Below are 21,747 nucleotides of genomic sequence, written 5' to 3'. Positions count from 1 at the left end.
GATGGACCCGCTGAGGCTGGTCGACGTCCGTGCCGGGGACGCCGAACAGACGCAGGGGTACGGCAGCGGCTACCTGATTGCGCCCCGCCTGGTGCTCACCGCCTGGCACGTCACCAGGCAACAAGGCTCGGGACTGCTGTGGCCGCGTATCAACGTGCATGTCGGCCTTCCTTCCTCCGGCCCCGTCGAGCACCGGACGGCAGAAGTCCGCTGGACGCATCCCGGTGGGCGGGACGTCGCCCTGCTGGAGCTCAACTCCGCTGTGGACGTGCCCGGACAGGTGCTGTGGGGCCGCGCCGGTGGAACGTCCGTGCTGTCCTACGGCGGTCTCGCCTTCCCGTTCGCGACGCGGACGGCCGACGGGCACCGCAAGGTCGAGCAGCTGTACGGAACCCTGCCCCCGCTGGCCGGCGGTCGCGGTGTCCATGACCTGTACGTCCTGAACCAGGCCGTCGCCCCGGGGGAACGCGAGGACGGCAAACAGGCGTGGGCCGGTGCCTCCGGCGCCGCCGTCTTCTGCGACGACCACCTGGTCGGTGTGGTCATCCACGACGACGAGGCGTTCCGGAACCATCGCCTGCATGCCTGCCCCACCCACACCTTCGTAACGGACCGCGACTTCACGGAGCTCCTGCGCGAGCACGGCGTGGTGCCACCGGCCACCCTCAGAGTGATCGAGGCCCGTCCGGCGCCGGAGGCGGCGCCGCGGCCGGCCCTGCCCTCCTGGCTCTCCCCGCTTCCGGCCGGCCCCTCGGGCAGGTTCGTGGGGCGCGAGGCGGAGCTGCGGAACGCGCGCTCCCTGGTCTCGGGAGGGAGGGTCCTCTCGGTCGTCGGGCCCGAGCACACGGGCAAGTCCGCCTTCATCGGGCGGCTGGTCGGGGACGACGACTTCCGCCGCGCACTGGGGGACAACCGCCCTTGGGGGCTGCTGGAACTCGACGTGCCCGGGTGCAGCAGCCGGTACCCCGTGTCCCGGGCGCTGGCCACGCAGCTCAACGTCAACCTGTTCACGGAGGAGGAGTACGGCGAGGACACGACATCGACCGAACGCAAGATCAAGCACATGCTGGGTACTCTCTCGGGCGCCGCGCGCGGGCACGACATCGTGACCGTCATCGACTGCGCCCGTTTCGGGGAGGACACCGCCGATCTCGAGGCGGATCTCGACGAGGTCCTCGGCAACTCCGCGTTCCGGCGGTCGGTGGTCCTGATCGCCAGCGCGACACATCTGCCGGCCGACGGGGGCCAGCAACTGCGCCACATGCCCCCGGTCCGGCTCGGCCCGCTCACCCGGGAGGAGGCTGCCGAGCTCCTCTCGTACGAGCTGGGCGAGCGCGAGGTCCGCGTGGATGCCCACCGGGTCATCGACGAGGCCGACGACAGTTTCGTCCAACGGCCCGTGATCCTTCTGTTCGGCGTCGACCAGCACGTGAGCCAGTACGGCGACGACGGCCCGCACGACCCGGAACCGATGGCGGTCGCCGTGGACCTTCTCGACGCCTGCCGCGTGACCATCACCAAGGTGTTCGAGGAAGCCGAATGCCGGCTGCTCGACGACTCGGCCTCTCCCGGTGCCCTCGCCCCGCTCATCGTCTGGGCGATGGCCGAGCGCCTCCCGCTGCCGCATGACGTCCTCGTCGCCGCCGGGGTCGGCCCGGCACTGCTCCGGCGGCTCGCCGCCCACGGCGTGCTCCTGGAGCGGCAGCCGTCGGTGGATCCACCGGGGCCGCCGCGCTACGAACTGAGCCGTGCCACCCGGGAGGCGCTGCGGAACATGACGCTGGTTGCCCTGGGCATTGACGTGGGACGGCGTCTCAAGCCGGCGGAGGCCGTCGCGCTCGGTCCGGCCGCCCGTGACGCGGAGCTGCTGGACAGGACGCTGCAAGGAGGGGCGCTCGGGGTCTTCGATGCCGCACGCTCCCATTTCGAGGACGAGGAGAGCGACGAGAAACACCGGTCGCTCCTGTTCGCCGTGGAGTGCACGGCCAGCTGGCTGCGGGCCCGGGCCGGCGGCCTGCTGCCACGGCTGAGCCTGCAGGTGGAGGAGATCGCCAACACGCTGGACATGGAAGCGATCGTCCTGCCGGTGGAGCCGAGCGCGCAGCGGGAGGAGGAGCCGAAGCGCGAAGTCGCCTCCGTCGTCGGCAGTGACGGCGACAGTCGTCCGAACGACGGCTACGAGGCCCTGTACCGGGCCGTGTCGCAGCTGAACGTGAGGATGCGCGAGCCGGTGACGGCACAGGCCGAGGCCCGGTTCGTCGCGGCCTGCGCGCAGGCCGTGGACGCCCTGCGCGGCTGCGCGCCCGGCCTGCCCCCGCAGATGCTGCGGTCGATCGACAGCGCCCTGTACTTCGGGGGACGCCGCTACGGGTGCGACGCCGACATGCTGCGGATCCGCGCCGGTGCCGCCGGGATGCTGAGCGAGGACGCCCAACTGATCGCCAAGGGGCGGGTGAGCCGGCTCGCCTGGACCATCTCATGGCTGCTCAACACCGCGGATCTGCAACTGGACGGACAGCAGATCTCCGAAGGCCAGTCCAGTGTCGGACTCGTCCACGACCTGCTGGAGCTGCTGCCCCCGCCGAACACGACCGGTGGTGAGGCCACGCAGCTGGGCCTGCGCATGCGCGCCAGCCGGGCGCGGGCGAGGGCAGTCGACAACGGGCCGGAGCGGCTGGAGGCGTTGGCGGAGGCCGTGCGCCTCGGCCGCGTGGCCCTCGAGCGCTGCGCGCCCACCACTTCACTCCGGCATCTGTGGACCCGGCGGTTCCTTGAGGCGGCGAAGCACCACGCGTTCGAGCTGCGGACGGACGAGGAGCGGTCCGCCCTGGTGGATCTCGTCATGGACAGCCTCACCGGCTCGTACGGGCCGGTGACGGCCTGGGGGTTGCCCGTTCGCCTGACCGTCGCCAGGTTTCTGCGCAGCGTCCACCGGCGTCAGGCCGATCCGGCTCTCCGGCTGGAGGGCGCGAAGGCTGCGATGGACCTGCTCCTGCCGTACGGTGACGCCCTCGTGCAGCAGGCCGACGCCGGCGACACCGGCGGGCTGCTGGAGCTCGCCCGGACGGCCGGGTTCACGGCGTGGGCGCTGGAGGAGAACGAGCGTCTGCGTGAAGCCGCGGTGGAGGCCAGGAGAGCCGAGCGGTACGCAGTCCGGGCCGTGGACAGTGCCCCGAGTGCCCACGCCTACCGCGTGTGGCTGGAGTGCCTGCGCCATCGCGAGCAGCTGGAGTACGGCCCGGAGGACTCGGCCACGCGACGGGACCTGCGCCGCGCGGTCAACAGGACCGAGGAGTGGCTCGCCACCCAGGAGGCCAGGACCGCGCAGCACGCCCAGCTGGCCCGGCTGTGCATCGTGGAGGAGTGGCACCTGCGCGGGCGCAGCCTGTGGAGGGCGGCAGTGGAGGCGAACGACGGGAACCCCATCGTCCGGCTCGATCTGCTGCGGCGGGTGTACGCGGAGCGGCTCCGGACTCTCGAGGGCCACGAGAAGCGGTACGGGCCGACCATCGGCACGGCTGTGCTGCGCTGCGACCTGGAACGCGAGTACCGGCGCCTCCTGACGGCGCACCAGCCCGGAGCCGGCAAGGCGGGACGCCGCGTCGACAACGGACCGACCTGGGCGGTCCTCGACCGGGCGGAGAGCCTGTGGCCGCACAGCACCGAGATCCGGCTGGCCCGGGCGCGGCTCCACCGCTACCTGTGGGAGTACGCCGAGGCGGCCGCGATCCTGGAATCGGTGATCCGCAGCACTCGCAGCGGGCAGGAGCGGCGCCAGGCGCAGATAGACATGGCGGATGTCCTGCTCCGCTACGTCCGCCACGGATCGCCGGATCCGTCAGAGCGCGAGGCCGCGCTCGAGCGGGCCGCCGCGCACCTGGTCGAGCCGCTCGACCATCGCTTCCAGTCACAGCGGGTGGCTGTGCTGCGCGAGCGCGTCCGTCTGGAGTCCGGCGCGTCGGTCGACCAGGAGCGCATCGACGCGGCGTTCGAGGAGCTCATCGGTCTCGACTACGCGACGAGCATCGGCAGATACCTGCACAGCAGGCGCTACACGCGCACGGAACCGGCCGCCGAAGACGGGGAGAGCGGACGGGACGACGAGCCGCAGGACCTCACGCGACTGCTCTACGACAACTTCACCGACATCGACCTCATCGACGGGCTCGGGCAGCTCTATCTGCGGCAGGCCGAGCTGTGGGACCCCGAAGGCGCCCCGGATGCGCAGCACGAAGCCGCCGTGGCCGCGCGGCGGGCGTACGACTGCTTCGACGCGTGCCGGGTGCTGCTGGAGGCGCGGTTCGGCAAGGAGCACCTGGTGAACTGCTTCCAGCGGGCCGAGGCCATCCGGCAGGCCGCCCGGCTGGCCGGAACGGCCAATCCCCTGGCGTGGAAGCCGGAAGGCAAGCCGAGCTGGCTGAAACTGGCCGTCGACCTGTTCCAGTCGGCCGCGGGACGTTCCGTGGACACGTTTCACGTGCTGTGCGTCGAGCGCATCAAGGAAACACAGCACCTGCTGAATCGGCTCACCGGCTGATGGCCTTTCGGGTGAGCAGGCGGCAGCGAACCCTCGTCACCGTGTCCCGGGCAGCGTCAACGCCCCTGCGCCGATGGACGCTTCGGCGTGGTCGCGCGCGGGGGTGGCCGGTGATGCGGCCTGTCGCGGCCCGACATGTCGGACGACCGTGAGGACGCCGGAAACGGGTCGCGAGAGTCCTGGGTCACCGCACGACCGATGCGGTGTCCGCCTCCACTGCTACCTCGCGGGTGGGTGAACTCCCGGGGGCGCGCGTACGTACCCGGGATGCCGGGACACGGCCGCGCACCTGCGCTCCGTCCCCGTGACTTTGCGAGAGTGTCCCTGCTCATCCGTCGCGGCGCCTGAGTCACCAACCGTGCCGCCAGGACGACCCCACCGACCAGCGCCCTGGGCGCCCATCTCTCGAAGCTGCACAAAGATCGAGAGGTGGGCGGCCAGGTTCATGCAGCACCGGTGTCATGCTGGCTGCGTGCCCTCCTGCAGGCGCGGGAAAAGCGGCTGTGCTGCGGGCAGACGCCCCTCGACCGGTGTCAGCTGTCCGGTGATGCGCGTCGCGGCATCAGGGATGAACGGGCGTAGTTCATCGGCCAGCACGCGGCATGCGGTGACCAGCGTGACGAGGACAGTGTCGAGCCGCTTCGCTGCTTCACCGTCGCCCTGCCGCTCTTCCCGAGCCAGTTCCCATGGCCGGGTGGCATCGATGCATCGGTTGGTTTCCTCCACGATGTTCCAGACGGCGCGAATGGCGCGCCGGAAGTCGAAGTCGGCCAAGGCGGCATCGACGAGGCCAGGCACCTTCCGGTAGATCTCCACCAGCGCCGGCCCACTGGAAGGTGCAGTGGCCGAGGCGGGGAGAGTTCCGCCGCGAAAGCGGTGAACCATGGTCACGATGCGGTGGACGAGGTTGCCCAGGCCTCCGGCGAAGTCCGCATCCGCGCGGGTGGTCAGGCGGTCGGGTGTGAAGTCGGCGTCCCCGAGCCGGGGTACATCGCGCAGGAGCCACCAGCGCACCGCGTCGGTGCCATAGGTCGCGGCCAGCGCAGCCGGGTCGACGGCGGTTCCGGCGGACTTGCTGATCTTGCGCCCGTCGACGGTGAGGTAGTCGTGGACCAGGATGTCGGTGGGCAGTGGGAGTCCGGCCGACAGCAGCATGGCCGGCCAGTACACGGCGTGGAAGCGCACAACTCCCTTGCCGACCAGGTGGACGCGGCGCTCGCCGGTTGCCCACCACTGGTCGTAGGCGGTGTCACCGGTGCCGTATCCAAGGCTGGTGACGTAGTTACCAAGGGCGTCCCACCACACGTAGACGACCTGGCTCGGGTCGTCCGGCACGGGGATGCCCCAGCCTCGGGCGCGAGTGTGGGAACGGGAGACGGAGAAGTCGTGCAGGCCGGTTTCGATGAGGGCGAGGACCTCGTTGCGGCGGGCGACAGGCTCGATGCGCAGGTCACCGCTCGAGATCAGCTGATGGAGGCGGTCGGCGTAGCGAGACAGCCGGAAGAACCAGTTCTCCTCCGCGACGAGTTGAGGTTCGGTGCCGTGCTCGCCACACCGTCCATCGATCAGTTCGTCGGGGGTGTAGAACTGCTCGCAGCCAACGCAGTACAGGCCTTCGTACTCTTTGCGATAGAGGTCGCCGGACGCGGCGCACCGGCGCCACAGTCGTTCGACTCCGACGCGGTGACGCGGGTCGCTGCTGGTGCGGATGAAGTCGTCGAATGAGAGCGCCAGGGGACCACGCAACGCGGCGAACGCGTCGGCGTTGCGGTCGACGAACGACTGCACGTCGACGCCGGCTGCTTCGGCGGCCAGGACGTTTTTCAAAGAGTTGTCGTCGGTTCCGGTGAGCAGCCGGACCTGCTTGCCTCGGCGGCGGTGGTGACGGGCCAACGTGTCCGCTTGGACGAGCTCCAGGGCGAAGCCCAGGTGAGGGCGGGCGTTGACGTACGGAATGGTCGTGGTGATGTAGTGCCGTCGTGCGCTCATCGGTCCTCCTACCGGGTAGCGAGGCCTGATCGCACAACCATCGAGGCCCCGTCCCGGGGCCTCGGATTCGGTACGCGTCCGTACTCAGCAGCCCCGTCGACGGGGCATCATCCGGTGCTGAGGCGAAGGCGTGATCATGCGTCCGAGAGTAGCAACAGCGCGTCGTTGCAGCACGCTGTTTCCATCCGTCGCAGCAGCCGCACGCACGGGGGCACCCGAGGGCAATGCGGGGCGAGGCAGGCGTCACACGGGCCCCACACCAGCGAATTGCGCAGGGTTTGAACCCTGCCTCTTCACCAGTACGCAGGTCCCGGTGCGGCCGGCCACTGGGCGGCCGAGGACATCGCGGCGCTCGTCGGTCCCGACGGCGACGGCCGGTCCCGGAGGATCCCGTAGCGCCCCCGGCGCCGCTCACCGCAGCGTCGCCACGAAGCTGCGCCCGTACGCCTGATGTGTCGTCACCTCGACGCGGGTTCCGCCGGGGGCGGGGGCGACCCGGATGCCCTCGTCCGCGCTGACCGGTCGCAGAGTGCGGCCGCGGAGTGTCAGCGTGATCGTCCGGCGCTCGGTCGTCGGGTCGGAGACCGCGAGCGCCGTGGTGCCGTCCGGGTTCCTGCGGACGAGCACCGAGGCCGGGCCGTCGATCGCGAGGTGTTCCACGTGGTGGGTGCCCGGGGCGAAGGTGTTCGCGGCGACGAGGCCCAGGTGCGCGTGTTTGACCGCCTGGGCCTCGGGTGTGTTGGCCAGGACGGTCAGGGGACCCCTCGCCCAGGAGGCCGTCCGGCGGGCGGTGGCGTTGGGGAGGATGGCGTAGGCCATCGCCGTGGGCGGGGCCCCGGCGGGCAGGTCGAGCGAGAGCGTGAAGACCTGCTTCGTCACCGGAGCCGCCGGATTCGCCTGGCGGACCACGCGGCGGCTGCGGGTCACCGGCTCCAGGGCTGCCGTGGGGTCGGGGCCGTCGAGGAGGGCGTAGCCGATCGCGGTGCCGCGGGTGGTGTTGGCGTACCGCAGCCAGGCCAGGGGCGCCGTGCCGGCGCCCGACCACGGGGCGCCGTCGCGGAGGCCGCCGGTGAGGGTGACGGTGTCCGACGGGGCCGCGATCCGGGCGTCGACCGTGGTCGTCACCGCGCGGCCCGCCGGGTCGCCCACGCCCGCCGCGAGCACCACGATCTCGTCGTCGAGCAGGAACCACGACTTCGTGGCGCGGGCGCCGCGATAGGCCACGAAGTCGTCGGGGAGGGCGCCGGCCTGCTTCGCGGTCCACGGGACGTCGTCGGCCAGGACCATGCCGGCCGTGCCGTAGGCGCCGAGGCGGGTGCCGCCGGAGAAGGCGTTCGTGGCGCGGGGGAAGTAGACGTAGGTGTTCTGCGACGTCGACGACGCGGTGAAGCCGCGGGCCGGGTTGTCGTACCAGAGGCCGCCGTAGAGCTCGGGGACCGTACGGCGGGCCTCCACGGGGGCGGTGACACCGGCGAGGCGGTAGGGGGAGACGGCGGTGTAGTAGTCGACGCCGTACGCCCCGGTCTGGTCCTCGCCCGAGAGGTAGAGGTAGTGGGCGCCGTCGCCCTGGAACCAGGGCATCAGGTTCTCGCCGCTCATGTACTCGTACTTGCTGATGCGCGCCGAACTGCGCGCGAGGGCGAAGGCGTAGCCGGGCCGGCGGTGGACGGTCCGGTCCATCGCGTTGAAGGCGGTGTGGTGCGCGGCGGGGGTCAGGTCCTTCGGGGGGACCGGTGAGGCGAGGATGTCCGCGTGACGGGCGATGCTGACGGGCGACACGAAACTCGTGGGGTCCAGGGGGGACTTGGAGGACCGGTGGACGTGCTTGACGTAGGCCGCGAGCGCGGCGGCGTCGGCACCGGTGGCGTACGAGGAGAGGTCGACGACGGCCTCGACGACCGCGGCGACGTCGCTGTAGCCGGTCGTGGTCCGGGAGACCCCGCGGCCCTTGACGATCTCTATCATCCAGCCCTCGAAGATCACCGGGGCGAAGCCGTCGGTCACCCAGCGCCGGACCGTGCCGGTGAGGTCCTCGCCGGGCGCGTAGGCCGTGCCGTCGAGGATCTTGACGGTCTGGACGACACGGGTGAGCAGGCCCTTGCCGTACGAGCCGGTGTAGGCGACGGAGTCGTGCTGGACGAAGGAGCCGTCCGCGTAGAACCCGTCGGTGACGCCGTGCCGCAGGTCGTACGGGTCGATCGTCGCGAAGACGGTCAGCTGGTCGGCGACGGCCTTGCGGATGCGTGCGTCGTCGCCGAGGACGGCGCCCTGGAGGATCCGGTTCGTCGTGATGTCGGCCAGGTTGGCGCCGGTGTGGAACCGCGAGTCGAGGTCGACGTCGCCGTCCTTGCCGTTGCGCAGGTAGGCGTCCATCGAGGCGACGTAGGCGGCCGGGAGACCGGGGGCGAGGGCCGTGATGTGGTCACCGAGGAGGACGAGGATCTTGCTCACATGGGCGGAGATGCCGATCTCCCAGGTGAACCAGTTGCCGTAGTAGCCCGTCGACTGGTCGCCGTAGTACCTCTCGTGGAGGTGGACCAGGCCGTCGACCACCCGCCGCCGCACCGCCGGATCGTCCCGCAGGTCCGAGGCGGCTGGGCCGGGGGTGCGGGTGGCGAGCGCGATCTCGTACAGGTACTGGAACGACCTGTTCAGGTTCGGGTCGCTCGTGCCGAGCGGGACGCCCTTGAAGAGCTCGCCCGGTCCGGCGTCGTCCATGGCGGCGAGCCGGGCCCGCGCCGTGGACTCGATGGAGGCGAGTTTCGGGGCGACCTCCGGCCGGGCGTTGGACTCGGCGGTTCCGGCGAACACCGCGGCGGTGTTGCGGAGCAGCGTGGCGTGGTCGGAGACGGCATCGGCGCTTCCCGGGGCCCGGCGAGGCGCGGCCGACGCCCGGGACTGTGCCGCGGCCGGCAGGGCCACCGCGGGGAACACCGACAACAGGGCGCGACGCGAAAGATGCACCTGGGCTCCAGGGTCAGCCGGGAAAGCGCTTGCCGCGCATCCAAGCAACGGCGGCCACCCCTGTCAACGGCAGCGGCGGCCCCCTGTCCACGGTAGTCGCGCGCGGTGCCGCGGACCTGGCGTGGGCGCGGACCTGGCGTGGGCGCGGCGGTCGGAGCACGCTGGAGCCATGGCCGGGAACCCGCCGATCGTCGTGCACCGGATCTCCCCCTCGGGCGGCCGGCGTGTCACCGTGCGCGGACGGATCATGGGTCTGGCCCACTCCGACGAGGAGGTCCTGGAGCTCGTCCGCCGCTCGGGGGAGACCGGGGCGGTGGTGCTGGAGGACCCGACGTGGGTGGAATGGACGGGTGGCAGGCCGCACCAGTACGAACCGCTGGAGCTGTTGCCGTGAGGCGGCCACGTGGCACAAGGGGGGCGGCTCCAGGGGATTCAACGACTTCGCGCGCAAGGTCCGTGACGCGTCGCTGCCGTACGGGCACCGGGTCGTGTCCCTGCGGTCGTGCGCGCAGCTGTACCGGCCGATCGGCTTCCAGGCGACGGTCAGTTACCTGGAGGCGAAGGCCGGGCCGTTCCGGCACGACGAGGCGGCGCTGCTGCGGGCCCTCGGCGTCATCCGAGGCAGCAGGTCGCTGTGGCAGGCGGATGTGCGGGCGTACGCGGAGAAGCGGGGCGAGGCCAAGCGCCGGGGACTGCGCAGTCCCCGGCCCGGCGAGGTGAATCCCCTCGTACCCGCTTACTGGTACGGCGCCCCACGCGAGGCCGCTCTGCACGCGCTGGACCACTGGCGGCGCGGGCTGCGACGGGGCGGGACCCGACGCGAGGGGCTGGTACGGGAGATGGACCGGCTGGCCGCGGAGTGCGTGGCGGCCGGGGGTGAGCTGGACCCGCACCGCCGTGCGGTGCTCGCGTCGTGCGTGGAACGGCTGGAGCCGAGGACGCTGCCCGCGGCGTGGCACGACGACCGTGGCGGGTACTTCGCCGCCAGGAGCCTGCTCTTCGTCGCGGAACTCATGAGGACCGCGGGCGATCCGCCCGGCCCGGCGTCCCCCTGAGCCGAGGACGAACGGACGAGAGCCCCGGCACCCGAGGTGACCGGGGCTCTCTCTGTCCGCGAATCCGGCCGCGGCGGCGACACTCCCCCGAGTGTGGCTTCCCCACGCCGAGCACCAGCGGGCCGGATCCGATGAACCGATCCAAACAGCCCTCTCCAACAGATCGCTAACATGGGCCCGGCGCCCACGGACGGGCGGGTACGGGGAGGAAGACGATGCGGTTCGGCCTGCTCGGCGCGCCCGCCGTGCACGATGCCGCGGGTGAGCCGCAGCACCTGGGCAGCGCCAAGATCCGCGCGCTGCTCGCCACCTTGCTGCTGCGCCCGAACAAGGTCGTCCCCGTCGACGAGTTGAAGGCAGCGCTGTGGGGCGACGAACCTCCCGCGTCCGCCCACGCCTCCCTGCACAACCACGTGACCCGGCTGCGCCGCATCCTCGCCGAGGAGGGCCGCCTGCGGGCCGTGGCGCCCGGGTACGTGCTGCGGGTGGCGCCCGGAGAGCTGGACACCGAGGTGTTCGAGGAGCAGGTGCGTACCGCGCGTGCCGCGTACGGCCGCGGGGAATGGGCCGCTGTCGTGGCTGCCGCGCGGGACGGCCTCGCGCTGTGGCGGGGCAGTCCGCTGGCCGGCGTCTACGGTCCCGACGAGGCCGAGCCCGCGCTCGTGCGGCGGCTGCGGGAGTCGCGGCTGCTGCTCCTGGAGTGGCGCTACGACGCCGAGCTGGCGCTCGGCCGGCACGACGGGCTGGGGCCGGAACTTGCGGCACTGGTCGGGGAGTTCCCGCTGCGGGAGGCGTTCCACCGGCAGCTGATGCTGGTGCTGCACCGCACGGGCCGGCAGGCCGAGGCGCTCGACGTGTACCGCGCGCTGCGCCGCACGCTGGTGGAGGAGCTGGGCGTGGAGCCCGGACCGGCGGTGCGGCAGGCGCACGAGGAGGTGCTGCGCGGCCCGGTCGCGGAGTCCCCGCCCCCGCAGTCGATCCCGCCCCAGGTCCCCGAGCGGCGGCCGCCCGCACAACTGCCGCCCGGCCCCGCCCACTTCACCGGTCGCGCGGAGACCGTCGCGTCTCTGCGCACCGCGCTCGCCGGCGGCGGAGCTGTCGTCGTCGTCTCCGGTATGGCGGGGGTCGGCAAGTCCGCGCTCGCCGCCCATGTCGCGCACACGCTCCGCGAGGAGTTCCCCGACGGGCAGCTGTACCTGAATCTGCACGGCGCGACCCCCGGCATGACTCCGCTGGCGGCGCCCCAGGCCGTTGCCGCGCTGCTCAGGGACCTGGGCGTCGGACCGGGTCAGATGCCGGAGGCGCCCGATGCGGCGACCGCACTGCTGCGTTCGGTCCTCGCGCCCACCCGCACGCTCCTCGTGCTCGACGACGCGGCGTCCGCCGCGCAGGTGCGGCCGCTGCTGCCCGCGGGGCCGGGGTGTGCGGTCGTCGTCACCAGCCGTTCCCCGCTGACCGCGCTGGACGGCGCCCAGCGCTTCCCCCTCGCTCCGCTGAGCGCCGGCGACAGCGAGCAGCTGGTGCGGGCGGTCTCCGGGCGCGGTCCGGGCGAGCGGCTGGACCGGCTGGTCGAGCTGTGCGGGCGGCTGCCGCTGGCGCTGCGGGTCGTCGGCGCCCGGCTCGCCGCCCGCAGCGCGCTCACCCCCGACGTACTCGCCGGGCTGCTGGACGCGGAGGCCGGGCGGCTCGACCACCTCGACTACGACGACCTGAGCGTGCGCGGCTCGCTCGCCGTCGCCCACGACGGCCTGGACCCCGACGCGGCGCTCGCACTGCGCGGCCTGGGCGCCGTGGACCTGCCGGAGTACGGCGTGCCCGCCGTGGCCCGGCTGATGGACACCGACGAGCCGCGGGCGGCGGCGGCCCTGGACCGGCTGGTCGAGGTGGCACTGCTCCAGGAGGTGTCGTACGGCCGGTTCGTCCCGCACGACCTCGTACGGGACTACGCCCGAGAGCTGGCCGAGCGGGCCGGCGGTACGGAGGCGGCGGTCGAGCGCGTGCTGCGCTGGTACGGCGAACGGGCCCGGCAGGCGGCGCTGACGCTGTCCCCGGTCGGCTCGGACACCGAACTGCGCCTGCCCGAGGCGATCGGCGAGGCGGAACCTTTCTCCTGCGGCGACACGGCGCTGGCCTGGTGCGACTCCGAAGTGGCGAACGCGGTCGCGCTGACCGAGCGGTACGCCTTCGCCTCGCGGACCGTCCCCCTCCTGGTCCGCGCCTGGTCCCTCCTGCTGCGGCACCGCGGCCGGCTCCAGGAGCTGGCCGTCGTGGGCCGGATCGCCCTCGACGCGGCCCGCGCCCACGGCGACGCCGAGTCGGAGGCGAACGCGCTGAGCGACCTCGCCGGACTGCACTTCCTCAGCGGCCGTCCGGACCGTGCCCTGCCGCTCAACGAGGGAGCGCTCGCGGCCTGGCGCGCACTCGGCAACGAGCGCCGCATGCAGCGCAGCCTCAGCAACCAGGGGCTCCTGCTGGAGGCCCTGGGACGGTACGAGGAGGCGGCCGAGGTCCTGCGGGAGAGCCTGGAGATCGTCCACCGCATGGACGACGCGTACGCCGAGGGAATCGTCCTCATCGCGCTCGGCAACCTCTACGAGCACACGGACGCCCGGGCCGCCATCGGCCACCACGAGCGGGCGCTGGAGATCGGCGTGCGGCTCGGCGGCGACGTGCTCGTCCAGACCTCGCACTGCAACATCGGCTACGCGCATCTCACGCTCGGCGAACCGGCTGCCGCCCTGCGCCACTTCGAGGAGTGCCTGCGCATCCTCGGCGACGACGGGCCCTGGCACGGCGAGTCCCAGGGCCGTGTGGGACTCGTCCGGGCCCTGCGGGGGCTCGGGCGCGACGACGAGGCGGCGGTGGAGTGCGCGCGCCTGCTGGAGAGCGCGCAGGCGCGGGCCGACGCGCAGATGGTGGGCCTCGCCCGGCACCAGCGGGGGCTGCTGCTGCGGTCGGCGGGGCGCGTGGGCGAGGCACGGGAGCAGTGGCGGGCCGCGGTGCAAACGCTGGAGGCGTTCGACGGCGCGCACCAGAAGACACTCGCCGAACTGCGCGAACTGCTGCGCCTGACGGCGTCGGAGCCCGACGCGCCCGCACCGTGGGCCCCGCAGCCGGAGGCCGACCACCGCTTCGCGGACGGGGCCTGAGATCTCCGGTGAAACATATCCCGTGTGCCGTCGCGTCAGTGGAGTGTGAAGGCGTCACCGAGGGGGAGTGGTCAGGGACATGAGGGCGTCGCGAGCGGACGGGTACAGAGAGTTCGCGGCGAGTCGCGCCACGCACCTCTACCGTTCCGCGTGCCTGCTGACCAGCGGTGACAGCCACCTCGCCGAGGATCTGGTGCAGGAGACGCTCGGCCGGATGTACATGCTCTGGGGACGCGTCTCGCGCATCGACAATCCGGCCGCCTACGCGCAGACCGTGCTCGTGCGCTGCTTCCTCACGCACAAGCGCCGGCGCTCCGCCGCCGAGCGTCCCGTCGGCGAACTCCCCGACAGCGCACGCCCGTCCGGTGACGATCCCGAGCTGCGGCTCGCCCTGCTCGGCGCGCTCGGCCGGCTGTCCCCGAAGGACCGCGCGGTGGTGGTGCTGCGGTACTGGGAGGACCGCAGCATCGAGGAGACCGCGGACGCCATGAACGTCAGCCCGGCAGCGGTACGCACCCGGGCGGTGCGCGCGCTCGCCAAGCTCCGTGGACACCTGGGCGGCAGCCTCGTGGACCTCGCCGCCCGCTGAGCACCGGTGCGCCGCACGTGCGGGCGCACTCCCCGAACACTTCCTCCCCACCGTCGAGCAGAGAGTGTGGTTCCCCATGCCTTTCGAGGACGAACTCGGCGATGCGATGCATCGCGCCTGTGAGGGCATCCGGCCCGCCGACCGGCCCGCGCTGGTCGAGGGCGGACTGCGCCGGGGCCGCCGCGGCCTGGTCGTGCGCCGCGCGGCCGTGGCCGGCGGCGCGCTGGCGCTGGCGGCGGTCGGCCTGGCCGGCACGTACGCCACCGGTGTGCTCGGGGAGCGGGACACCGGCGGCGGAAAGGGCTCGGTCGCCTCAGCGGGGGAGGCGACCGGCCTGACGGTCGAGAAGACCGACGGCGTGATCAGCGCCGAGGAGATGATCGCCGCGCTCAAGGCGCTGCTGCCCGAGGGAGACGTCGTCCAGGAGGGAGGCCGCGGCAGCAGCAAGGGCCCGGGCTCGATGCCGTACGCCGCCGTCGTCCTCGACGACGGGAAGGGCGAGGCGCGGATCTCGCTCAGCCTGAACACCGTCGACCCGAAGGGCGGCGAGGAGGACTACGTGACCTGCCCCTCCACGGCTCTCGTCGACCACGACTCCTGCACGGCCGGGACCCTCGCGGACGGCTCCCGGTACATGGTGCTCAAGGGCTTCGTGTCCGGCAGGGACGAGGGCGCGAAGCAGTGGCGGGCGACCATGATCACCCCGCAGGGGGTCCTGGTCGACGCGAGCGAGTACGACTCGCCGGCCGAGAAGGGCGGCGAGATCACCCGGTCGGCGCCGCCGCTCACCGCCGAGCAGATGAAGGCCCTGGTCACGGACGCCTCCTGGCAGCCGCTGATGAAGGACTACCGTGCCGAGGCGGGCGCCGCGCGGCCCGAGGAGACCAGGCCCGGGGAGCCCTCCGGCCAAGAGGTGACCAGGACGCTCACCGAGCTGCTGCCGAAGGGCCTGGAGGTCACCGACGAGGACGGTGACGCGGGGTACGGCTTCGTCGTCGTGGACGACGGCAGGGGCAGGAGTTTCGTCCAGATCAACGTCCAGCCGGGCATGGGCGACCTCTCCTCGCACTTCGCCGATGCGACGCCCCTGCCGGACGGCACGCGGGTGCTGGAGAGCAAGGAGGCCGATCCCGACGGGAAGGGCGGCGGGGGGACGGTCGGCTGGACCGTCGACACGCTGCGGCCCGACGGGTTCCGCGTCGTGATCATGGCGTTCAACGCGCCCGGTCAGGGACAGGACGCCGGCCGTGAACTGCCGGCGCTGACGATGGAGCAGCTCAGGGCCATCGCGCTCGACGAGAAGTGGCTGCCGCGGGGGTGACGGCCGCCCGGGGGCGCGTGCGGACCGCCCGCGCCCCCGGGCATATGACAAGGTCGGCCGCCGTGTGTTGTCCGCGGCGCGCGGCCACCGGCAGAGTCGCTGCGCACGAAGCACCGCCGATTTCCGTGGGCGGGCCGGGGCCTGACCGACCAGGCCCTCAGGGGATGTCGATCCTCCTCGCCAACACGCCTCGCTCCACAGTATGTTGATCGTTCGTCACCAATTGTGGCCGCGGGGTCCGGCCGTCCTGCGGGGGCGGCCGGGCTCCGGTACGTCCGGCAGCCGCCGCGCGTCCACGGGGAAGAAGAACATGATGCGGATGGAAGAGAGCACGGTCCGGCTGCCGCTCGACGAGGCGGCGTGGATCCGCGCCGTACGGACGGACCCGGTCGCCGAGGCGCTGGAGTCGGCCGGGTACGACGTGTCCGTCGACGCGCTGGACGCCGAGGTCGGCCCGGCGCCCGAGTGGGCCGTCGGCGACGACGAGGACGGCAGCGGGGGCGGACTCGGCCTGCGGCTGGGCCTCGGCTACCGGATCGGCGGCACCCTGCTGTGCACTGCGCGGATCTGGCTGCCGCGGGCGGTGTCCGTGCCGCAGGTCCCGGCCCTGTGGCCGCTGCGCCGCTGGGAGGAGCCGCTCCAGCTGGTCGACGACCTGCGCTGCCGGATGCCGTACGCCCAGGAGCGGGCCCGCTTCGGTCTGCGCGGCCAGGTGCCGGTGCTCGAACTGGAGCGCATCGGTGTGACGCTCACGGGCCATATCACCGACCAGATGCTGCTGGTGCTGCCGGCCGACCGGGTCGTCCTCGGCCAGGGCGCGCTGCGCATGCGCCGCACCACGGTGCCGGTGGCCTGACCCGCTCTCCGGCGAAAAATACCGCCCGTCCTCTTTCCCGAAGGAAAAAGGACGGGCGGCTTTTTTGTGTCCGCGCGACCTGACCAGGTAGTGCCGATACTTTCTGGATTCGCCGCCACCTGACACAAAAAAGGGCCGACTTTGTCGTGAAAATAGGGCGCCTGCATCACGTGACGAAGTGCGAAGGTCGGTTTTGACCCATCAAATTCCCACCCCGAAACTCGAGTTGGGGTTCGATTCTCGGAAATCCGGGACGGGATGGGAGTCGATACGCCGGAGCCGTAGCAATGATGGAAAATTCTCACGATGGAGGTCCTGGGTGACGAGTCAAACAATCTCGGAAAGGCCGACCGGATTCGGAGAAGTGCTTCCTGAGAGCGAAACGCAGCGCTGGCGCAGGCTGCCGGCTCTGCAGCAGCCCGAATGGGAGGACGCCGGGGCTGCTGCCCAGGCCGTGCGCGAGCTCTCCCTCCGACCACCACTCGTCGCGGTGGAGGAGATACGGACCCTCGGCTATCTGCTGGCAGAGGTGGCCGAGGGGCTGCTCCAGGTGGTCCAGGCGGGCGACTGCGCCGAGGACCCGCTCGAATGCCAGCCCGAGCACGTCATACGCAAGACGGCGCTGCTGGACGCCCTCGCCGGCGTCATGTCGCTGAACTCGCTGCGTCCGGTCCTTCAGGTGGGCCGGATGGCGGGGCAGTTCGGCAAGCCGCGCTCCAGCTCGACCGAGGTCGTCGGCGGGGTCGAACTGCCGGTCTACCGCGGCCACCTGGTCAACAGCCCGGAGGCCGACCCGGAACTGCGCAGGCCCGACCCGGGCCGGCTGCTGTCCGGGCACGACGCGGCGGCGACGGCGATGGACGCCCTGCGGTCGCGGTCCGTGCGCTCGCTCTCGCCGGTCGACGCACCGGTGTGGACGAGCCACGAGGCGCTGGTGCTCGACTACGAGCTCCCGCAGCTGCGCCGCGACGAGGAGGGCCGCCTGGTCCTCACCTCGACGCACTGGCCGTGGATCGGCGACCGGACCAGGCAGCTGGACGGCGCACATGTCGACCTGCTGGCCTCCGTCGCCAACCCGGTGGCGTGCAAGGTCGGTCCCAGCATGGACCGCGACGGGCTGCTCGCGCTGTGCGAGCGGCTCGACCCGGACCGTACGCCGGGCCGGCTGACGCTCATCTCCCGGATGGGCGCCGACCGGGTCGCCGAGCGGCTCCCCGCATTCGTCTCCGCGGTGCGGGAGGCCGGACACCCGGTCATCTGGCTGTGCGACCCGATGCACGGCAACACGTTCGGATCGCCCGGCGGCTTCAAGACCCGCCTCGTCACCACGGTGATCCATGAGGTCGAGGAGTTCCAGAAGGCCGTCACCGACGCCGGCGGCACGGCGGGCGGACTGCATCTGGAGACCACACCCGACGCGGTCTCCGAGTGCGTCCACGATGCCTCGCTGCTGGACCGGGTCGGGGACAAGTACACGAGCCTGTGCGACCCGCGGCTCAACCCCCGACAGGCCCTGGAGGTCGCCGCCGCCTGGCACGTCTAGGCGAACGGCACGAGGAACGGCGCGACCCGCACGACGTGACGGAAACGGCCGACACGCCTCACGAGAAACCGCACGGGTCCGGAATTCGTGCGGCAGCCACACCCGTACATCCGCAGCAGGAAATGGCGGCGAGCCGCCGGGATTTCGTGGTGCGGCAATACAGCCCACGGAATCCCGGCGGCCCCGGCCGCCGCAATCCCCGAGCTTTGGGACCACGATGAATGTCGACAAGACGGAAAAGAAGGTAGCCCTCGTCACCGGTGCGGCCGGCGGCATCGGCGAAGCAGTGGTGCGTGCTCTGGCGGCCGACGGCGCCGCTGTCGCCATGGTCGACCGCAATCTGGAGCCACTGGAGGAACTGGCCAAGGAACTGCGCGCGGTGGGGCAGGTGGCCGAGGCCTACCCCGCGGATGTCACGGACAGCGCGGACGTCGATGCCGTGGTGGACGCGGTCGAGCAGCAGCTCGGCGGCATCCAGTACCTGGTGAACGGCGCCGGCGTGCTCCGCCTCGGCAAGGCGAAGGCCCTCACCGACCAGGACTGGGCCACGACCTTCGCGGTGAACACCAGCGGCGTGTTCTTCATGTCCCGCGCGGTCGTCAACCGCATGGTCGAGCGCGGCTCCGGTGCGATCGTCACGATCGCCTCCAACGCCGCCGGCACGGCCCGCGTGGACATGTCCGCATACTCCGCGTCCAAGGCCGCGTCCACCATGTTCACCAAGGTCCTCGGCCTCGAGGTCGCGCGGTACGGCATCCGCTGCAACGTGGTGGCGCCCGGTTCAACCGACACCCCGATGCTGACCTCCCTGTGGGACGACGGCAGCGCGGCGCGCTCCTCGATCGACGGCGTTGCCGGCGCCTTCCGCGTCGGCATCCCGATGGGACGGCTGGCCCAGCCCTCGCACATCGCCGACGCCGTGCTGTTCCTCCTGTCCGACCGGGCAGCGCACATCACCATGCACGACCTCACTGTGGACGGCGGTGCCTCGCTCGGCCACTGACCGCCCCGTACCCATCAGCCGAGAGGAAGATCCCGGATGGCTCTGCCCACGATCAGCCCCTACCCGATGCCCGGTCAGGGGGACATGCCGGAGAACATCGCGCAGTGGACCGTGGACCCGAGACGAGCGGTCCTGCTGGTCCACGACATGCAGAAGTACTTCCTGCGGCCGTTCGCGGCCGGGGAGTCACCGGTGACCGACCTGGTCCGCAACGCCACCGCCCTGCGGGAGCGCTGCGCGGAGCTCGGCATCCCGGTGACGTACACCGCCCAGCCGGGCGGTATGACCGACGAGGAGCGCGGCCTGCTCAAGGACTTCTGGGGTCCGGGCATGACCGTGGAGCCGGAGCACAAGAAGGTCGTCGACGGACTCGTCCCCGCCGAGGGGGACACCGTCTTCACCAAGTGGCGCTACAGCGCCTTCTTCCGCACCGGACTGCTCGACCTGCTGCGCAGCAGCGGACGCGACCAGCTCATCGTCTGCGGTGTGTACGCGCACGTCGGCGTCCTCATGACGATCACGGACGCCTTCACCCACGACATCCAGCCCTTCCTCGTGGGCGACGCCATCGCGGACTTCTCGCTCGAGTACCACCGGATGGCGCTGGAGTACGCGGCGCAGCGCTGCGCCATGACCGTGACCACCAAGACCGTGCTGGACCAGCTGGCTCCGGCGGAGAGCCGAGGGACGCGATGACCGACCACGGACTGCTGGATCTGGTCCTCGCCGCGGACCCGCCCCCCTTCGCCCTGCTGCACCGCCCCGAGGCGGCGGGCGCCGACCGGGTCGACGTGATCGTCGGAGAGCTGGCCACCCCGGCCGTTCTCGCGGACGTGCCCTCCAGCGGGGGCGTGCGGACGGCCGGCACCGGGCGCGCCGAGCACGAGGTGCTGGTGGTCGTCCCCTACCGGCAGATCACCGAGCGCGGGTACGCGGCGGCCGACGACGGCGCCCCGCTGATCACCCTGTCCGTGAGCGACCAGGACTCGGTGAGCCTGGGCGAGTTGCTGGACCGGCTGCCGGACCGGCCCATCGCGGTGTCGGAAGGCCGCTTCGACGTCGGCGACGACGACTACGCGCAGACCGTGCGGGAGATCCTCGCCGACGAGATCGGCACCGGCGAGGGCGCCAACTTCGTCATCCGCAGGTCCTTCGTGGCCGACATCAGCGACTGGTCGCCGGACGCGGCGCTGACCTTCTTCCGGCGGCTTCTGGTGGGCGAGCGCGGCGCGTACTGGACGTTCGTCGTGCACACCGGCGACCGCACGTTCGTCGGCGCCAGCCCGGAGCGGCATGTGAGCCTGCACGGCGGCACCGCCGTGATGAACCCGATCAGCGGCACCTACCGCTATCCCCCGACCGGGCCGACGCTGGAGGGCGTGACCGCCTTCCTCGCCGACCCCAAGGAGGCCGACGAGCTCTACATGGTGGTCGACGAAGAGCTCAAGATGATGGCCGGGATCTGCGACGGCGGCGGGCGCGTGGTGGGCCCGTACCTCAAGGAGATGGCGCGCCTCGCGCACACGGAGTACTTCATCGAGGGCCACAGCACCCGCGACCCGCGGGAGATCCTGCGCGAGACCATGTTCGCCCCCACGGTCACCGGCAGCCCGCTGGAGAGCGCGGCGAAGGTGATCGCCAAGTACGAGCCCCAGGGCCGCGGTTACTACAGCGGCGTGCTGGCCCTCATCGGCCGGGACGCGGAGGGCGGCCCGACCCTGGACTCGGCCATCATGATCAGGACGGCGGAGATCTCCGCCACCGGGCGGGTCACCATCGGCGTGGGCGCCACCCTGGTCAGGGACTCCCGGCCCGAGTCCGAGGTGGCCGAGACGCGGGCCAAGGCGTCCGGGCTGCTCGCCGCGCTCGGCGCGACGGAGTCCGGGCTGGCCCGGCACCCCGACGTCCTGGCCGCGCTGGACCAGCGCAACCGGTCGATCTCTGCGTACTGGCTCCAGGAGCCGGGCGCGCGCCACCGCGCGGTGCCCGCGCTGGCCGGCCGGAAGGTCCTCGTCGTGGACGCCGAGGACACCTTCACGGGCATGCTGGCGCACCAACTGCGGTCACTGGGCATGGAGGTGACGGTCCGCCGCTTCGACCAGGAGTACACCTTCGACGGCTGCGACCTGGTCGTGCTCGGGCCCGGCCCCGGCGATCCGCGCGATGTGGACCACCCGAAGATCGCCCACCTGCACGGCGCGACCCGCGAACTGCTGGCGCGGGGCATCCCGTTCCTCTCGGTGTGCCTGAGCCACCAGGTGCTCAGCACCGTCCTGGGGCTCGACCTGGTCCGCAGGGACAGGCCCAACCAGGGCGTGCAGCGGAAGATCGACCTGTTCGGCAAGCCCGAACAGGTGGGCTTCTACAACACGTTCGCCGCACGCAGTGCCACCGACACCGTGCGGTCCGAGCTCATCGGGGCACCGGTGGGAGTGAGCCGGGACGCGGTGACCGGCGAGGTGCACGGACTGCGCGGACCGGGGTTCCGCTCGGTGCAGTTCCACCCGGAATCGATCCTGACCGAGGACGGTGTGCGGATCATCGGCGATCTGCTCACCCCGCTGACGGCCGACTGATCCAGGGGCGTTCCCGCCCCGGTCGGCCCGCCGGTCCGGCACCATCCCCCGCCGCCGGACCGGCACGGACGGCGGGCCGCGGGGGGGGGGGGCCCCCCCCCCCGCCCCCCCCCCCCCCCCCCGGCCCCCCGAGCGCCACCCAAGGAATAGGAAACCACTGAACAA

The 21,747-nt window shown here is 72.1% G+C and carries 13 protein-coding genes; 11 read left to right on the top strand and 2 right to left on the bottom strand.

The genetic code is table 11. The features are described from left to right. Nucleotide 1 precedes the first annotated feature (1 nt). Nucleotides 2–4,537 (top strand): trypsin-like serine protease, encoded by a 4,536-nt coding sequence (locus tag ACWD0A_RS19525; RefSeq protein ID WP_451299689.1) that lies wholly within the window; start codon nucleotides 2–4, stop codon nucleotides 4,535–4,537. A 459-nt stretch (nucleotides 4,538–4,996) separates the two neighbouring features. Here ACWD0A_RS19525 and ACWD0A_RS19520 read toward each other — a convergent pair whose 3' ends face one another. Together ACWD0A_RS19520 and ACWD0A_RS19515 are read right to left on the bottom strand one after the other, a co-directional pair. Further along, the gene (locus ACWD0A_RS19520) at nucleotides 4,997–6,526 is read right to left on the bottom strand and encodes a methionine--tRNA ligase (protein ID WP_451299687.1); all 1,530 of its coding nucleotides are present in this window, start codon (nucleotides 6,524–6,526) and stop codon (nucleotides 4,997–4,999) included. 411 nt (nucleotides 6,527–6,937) lie between these two features. Beyond that, a complete protein-coding gene (locus ACWD0A_RS19515; protein ID WP_451299685.1) occupies nucleotides 6,938–9,490 on the bottom strand; it encodes a polysaccharide lyase family 8 super-sandwich domain-containing protein in 2,553 nt (850 codons plus the stop codon). Nucleotides 9,491–9,659: 169 nt separating this feature from the next. On the opposite strand from ACWD0A_RS19515, the gene ACWD0A_RS19510 reads away from it, so the two are divergent. The 10 genes from ACWD0A_RS19510 (at nucleotide 9,660) to ACWD0A_RS19465 (ending at nucleotide 21,582) form a co-directional block, all read left to right on the top strand. Continuing rightward, complete coding sequence (locus tag ACWD0A_RS19510; protein WP_177149596.1) at nucleotides 9,660–9,884, top strand: hypothetical protein; 225 nt, start codon at nucleotides 9,660–9,662, stop codon at nucleotides 9,882–9,884. Then, the gene (locus ACWD0A_RS19505) at nucleotides 9,841–10,545 is read left to right on the top strand and encodes a hypothetical protein (RefSeq protein ID WP_451299683.1); all 705 of its coding nucleotides are present in this window, start codon (nucleotides 9,841–9,843) and stop codon (nucleotides 10,543–10,545) included. The genes ACWD0A_RS19510 and ACWD0A_RS19505 overlap by 44 nt, the downstream gene beginning before the upstream one ends. 215 nt (nucleotides 10,546–10,760) lie before the next feature. Beyond that, a complete protein-coding gene (locus ACWD0A_RS19500; RefSeq protein ID WP_451299681.1) occupies nucleotides 10,761–13,694 on the top strand; it encodes a BTAD domain-containing putative transcriptional regulator in 2,934 nt (977 codons plus the stop codon). Nucleotides 13,695–13,773: 79 nt separating this feature from the next. Further along, the gene (locus ACWD0A_RS19495; RefSeq protein ID WP_307714233.1) at nucleotides 13,774–14,283 is read left to right on the top strand and encodes a SigE family RNA polymerase sigma factor; all 510 of its coding nucleotides are present in this window, start codon (nucleotides 13,774–13,776) and stop codon (nucleotides 14,281–14,283) included. A gap of 76 nt (nucleotides 14,284–14,359) precedes the next feature. Beyond that, nucleotides 14,360–15,604 (top strand): hypothetical protein, encoded by a 1,245-nt coding sequence (locus ACWD0A_RS19490; RefSeq protein WP_451299679.1) that lies wholly within the window; start codon nucleotides 14,360–14,362, stop codon nucleotides 15,602–15,604. A 319-nt stretch (nucleotides 15,605–15,923) separates the two neighbouring features. After that, nucleotides 15,924–16,460 (top strand): hypothetical protein, encoded by a 537-nt coding sequence (locus tag ACWD0A_RS19485; protein ID WP_451299677.1) that lies wholly within the window; start codon nucleotides 15,924–15,926, stop codon nucleotides 16,458–16,460. Between the two features lie 364 nt (nucleotides 16,461–16,824). Next, nucleotides 16,825–18,003, top strand: a complete 1,179-nt coding sequence (locus ACWD0A_RS19480) for a 3-deoxy-7-phosphoheptulonate synthase (protein ID WP_451299675.1) — start codon at nucleotides 16,825–16,827, stop codon at nucleotides 18,001–18,003. A 217-nt stretch (nucleotides 18,004–18,220) separates the two neighbouring features. Further along, nucleotides 18,221–19,006 (top strand): 2,3-dihydro-2,3-dihydroxybenzoate dehydrogenase, encoded by a 786-nt coding sequence (locus ACWD0A_RS19475; RefSeq protein WP_307714229.1) that lies wholly within the window; start codon nucleotides 18,221–18,223, stop codon nucleotides 19,004–19,006. Nucleotides 19,007–19,042: 36 nt separating this feature from the next. After that, on the top strand, nucleotides 19,043–19,702 hold the full coding sequence (locus ACWD0A_RS19470; protein WP_451299673.1) for an isochorismatase family protein: 660 nt from the start codon (nucleotides 19,043–19,045) through the stop codon (nucleotides 19,700–19,702). Then, nucleotides 19,699–21,582 (top strand): anthranilate synthase family protein, encoded by a 1,884-nt coding sequence (locus ACWD0A_RS19465; protein ID WP_451299671.1) that lies wholly within the window; start codon nucleotides 19,699–19,701, stop codon nucleotides 21,580–21,582. The genes ACWD0A_RS19470 and ACWD0A_RS19465 overlap by 4 nt, the downstream gene beginning before the upstream one ends. Nucleotides 21,583–21,747: the final 165 nt, after the last annotated feature.

This window comes from Streptomyces sp. NPDC002867 (assembly GCF_053591895.1).
The sequence above is the reverse complement of the archived record's forward strand: the minus strand, read 5'-3'. Positions and strand labels throughout refer to the sequence as shown.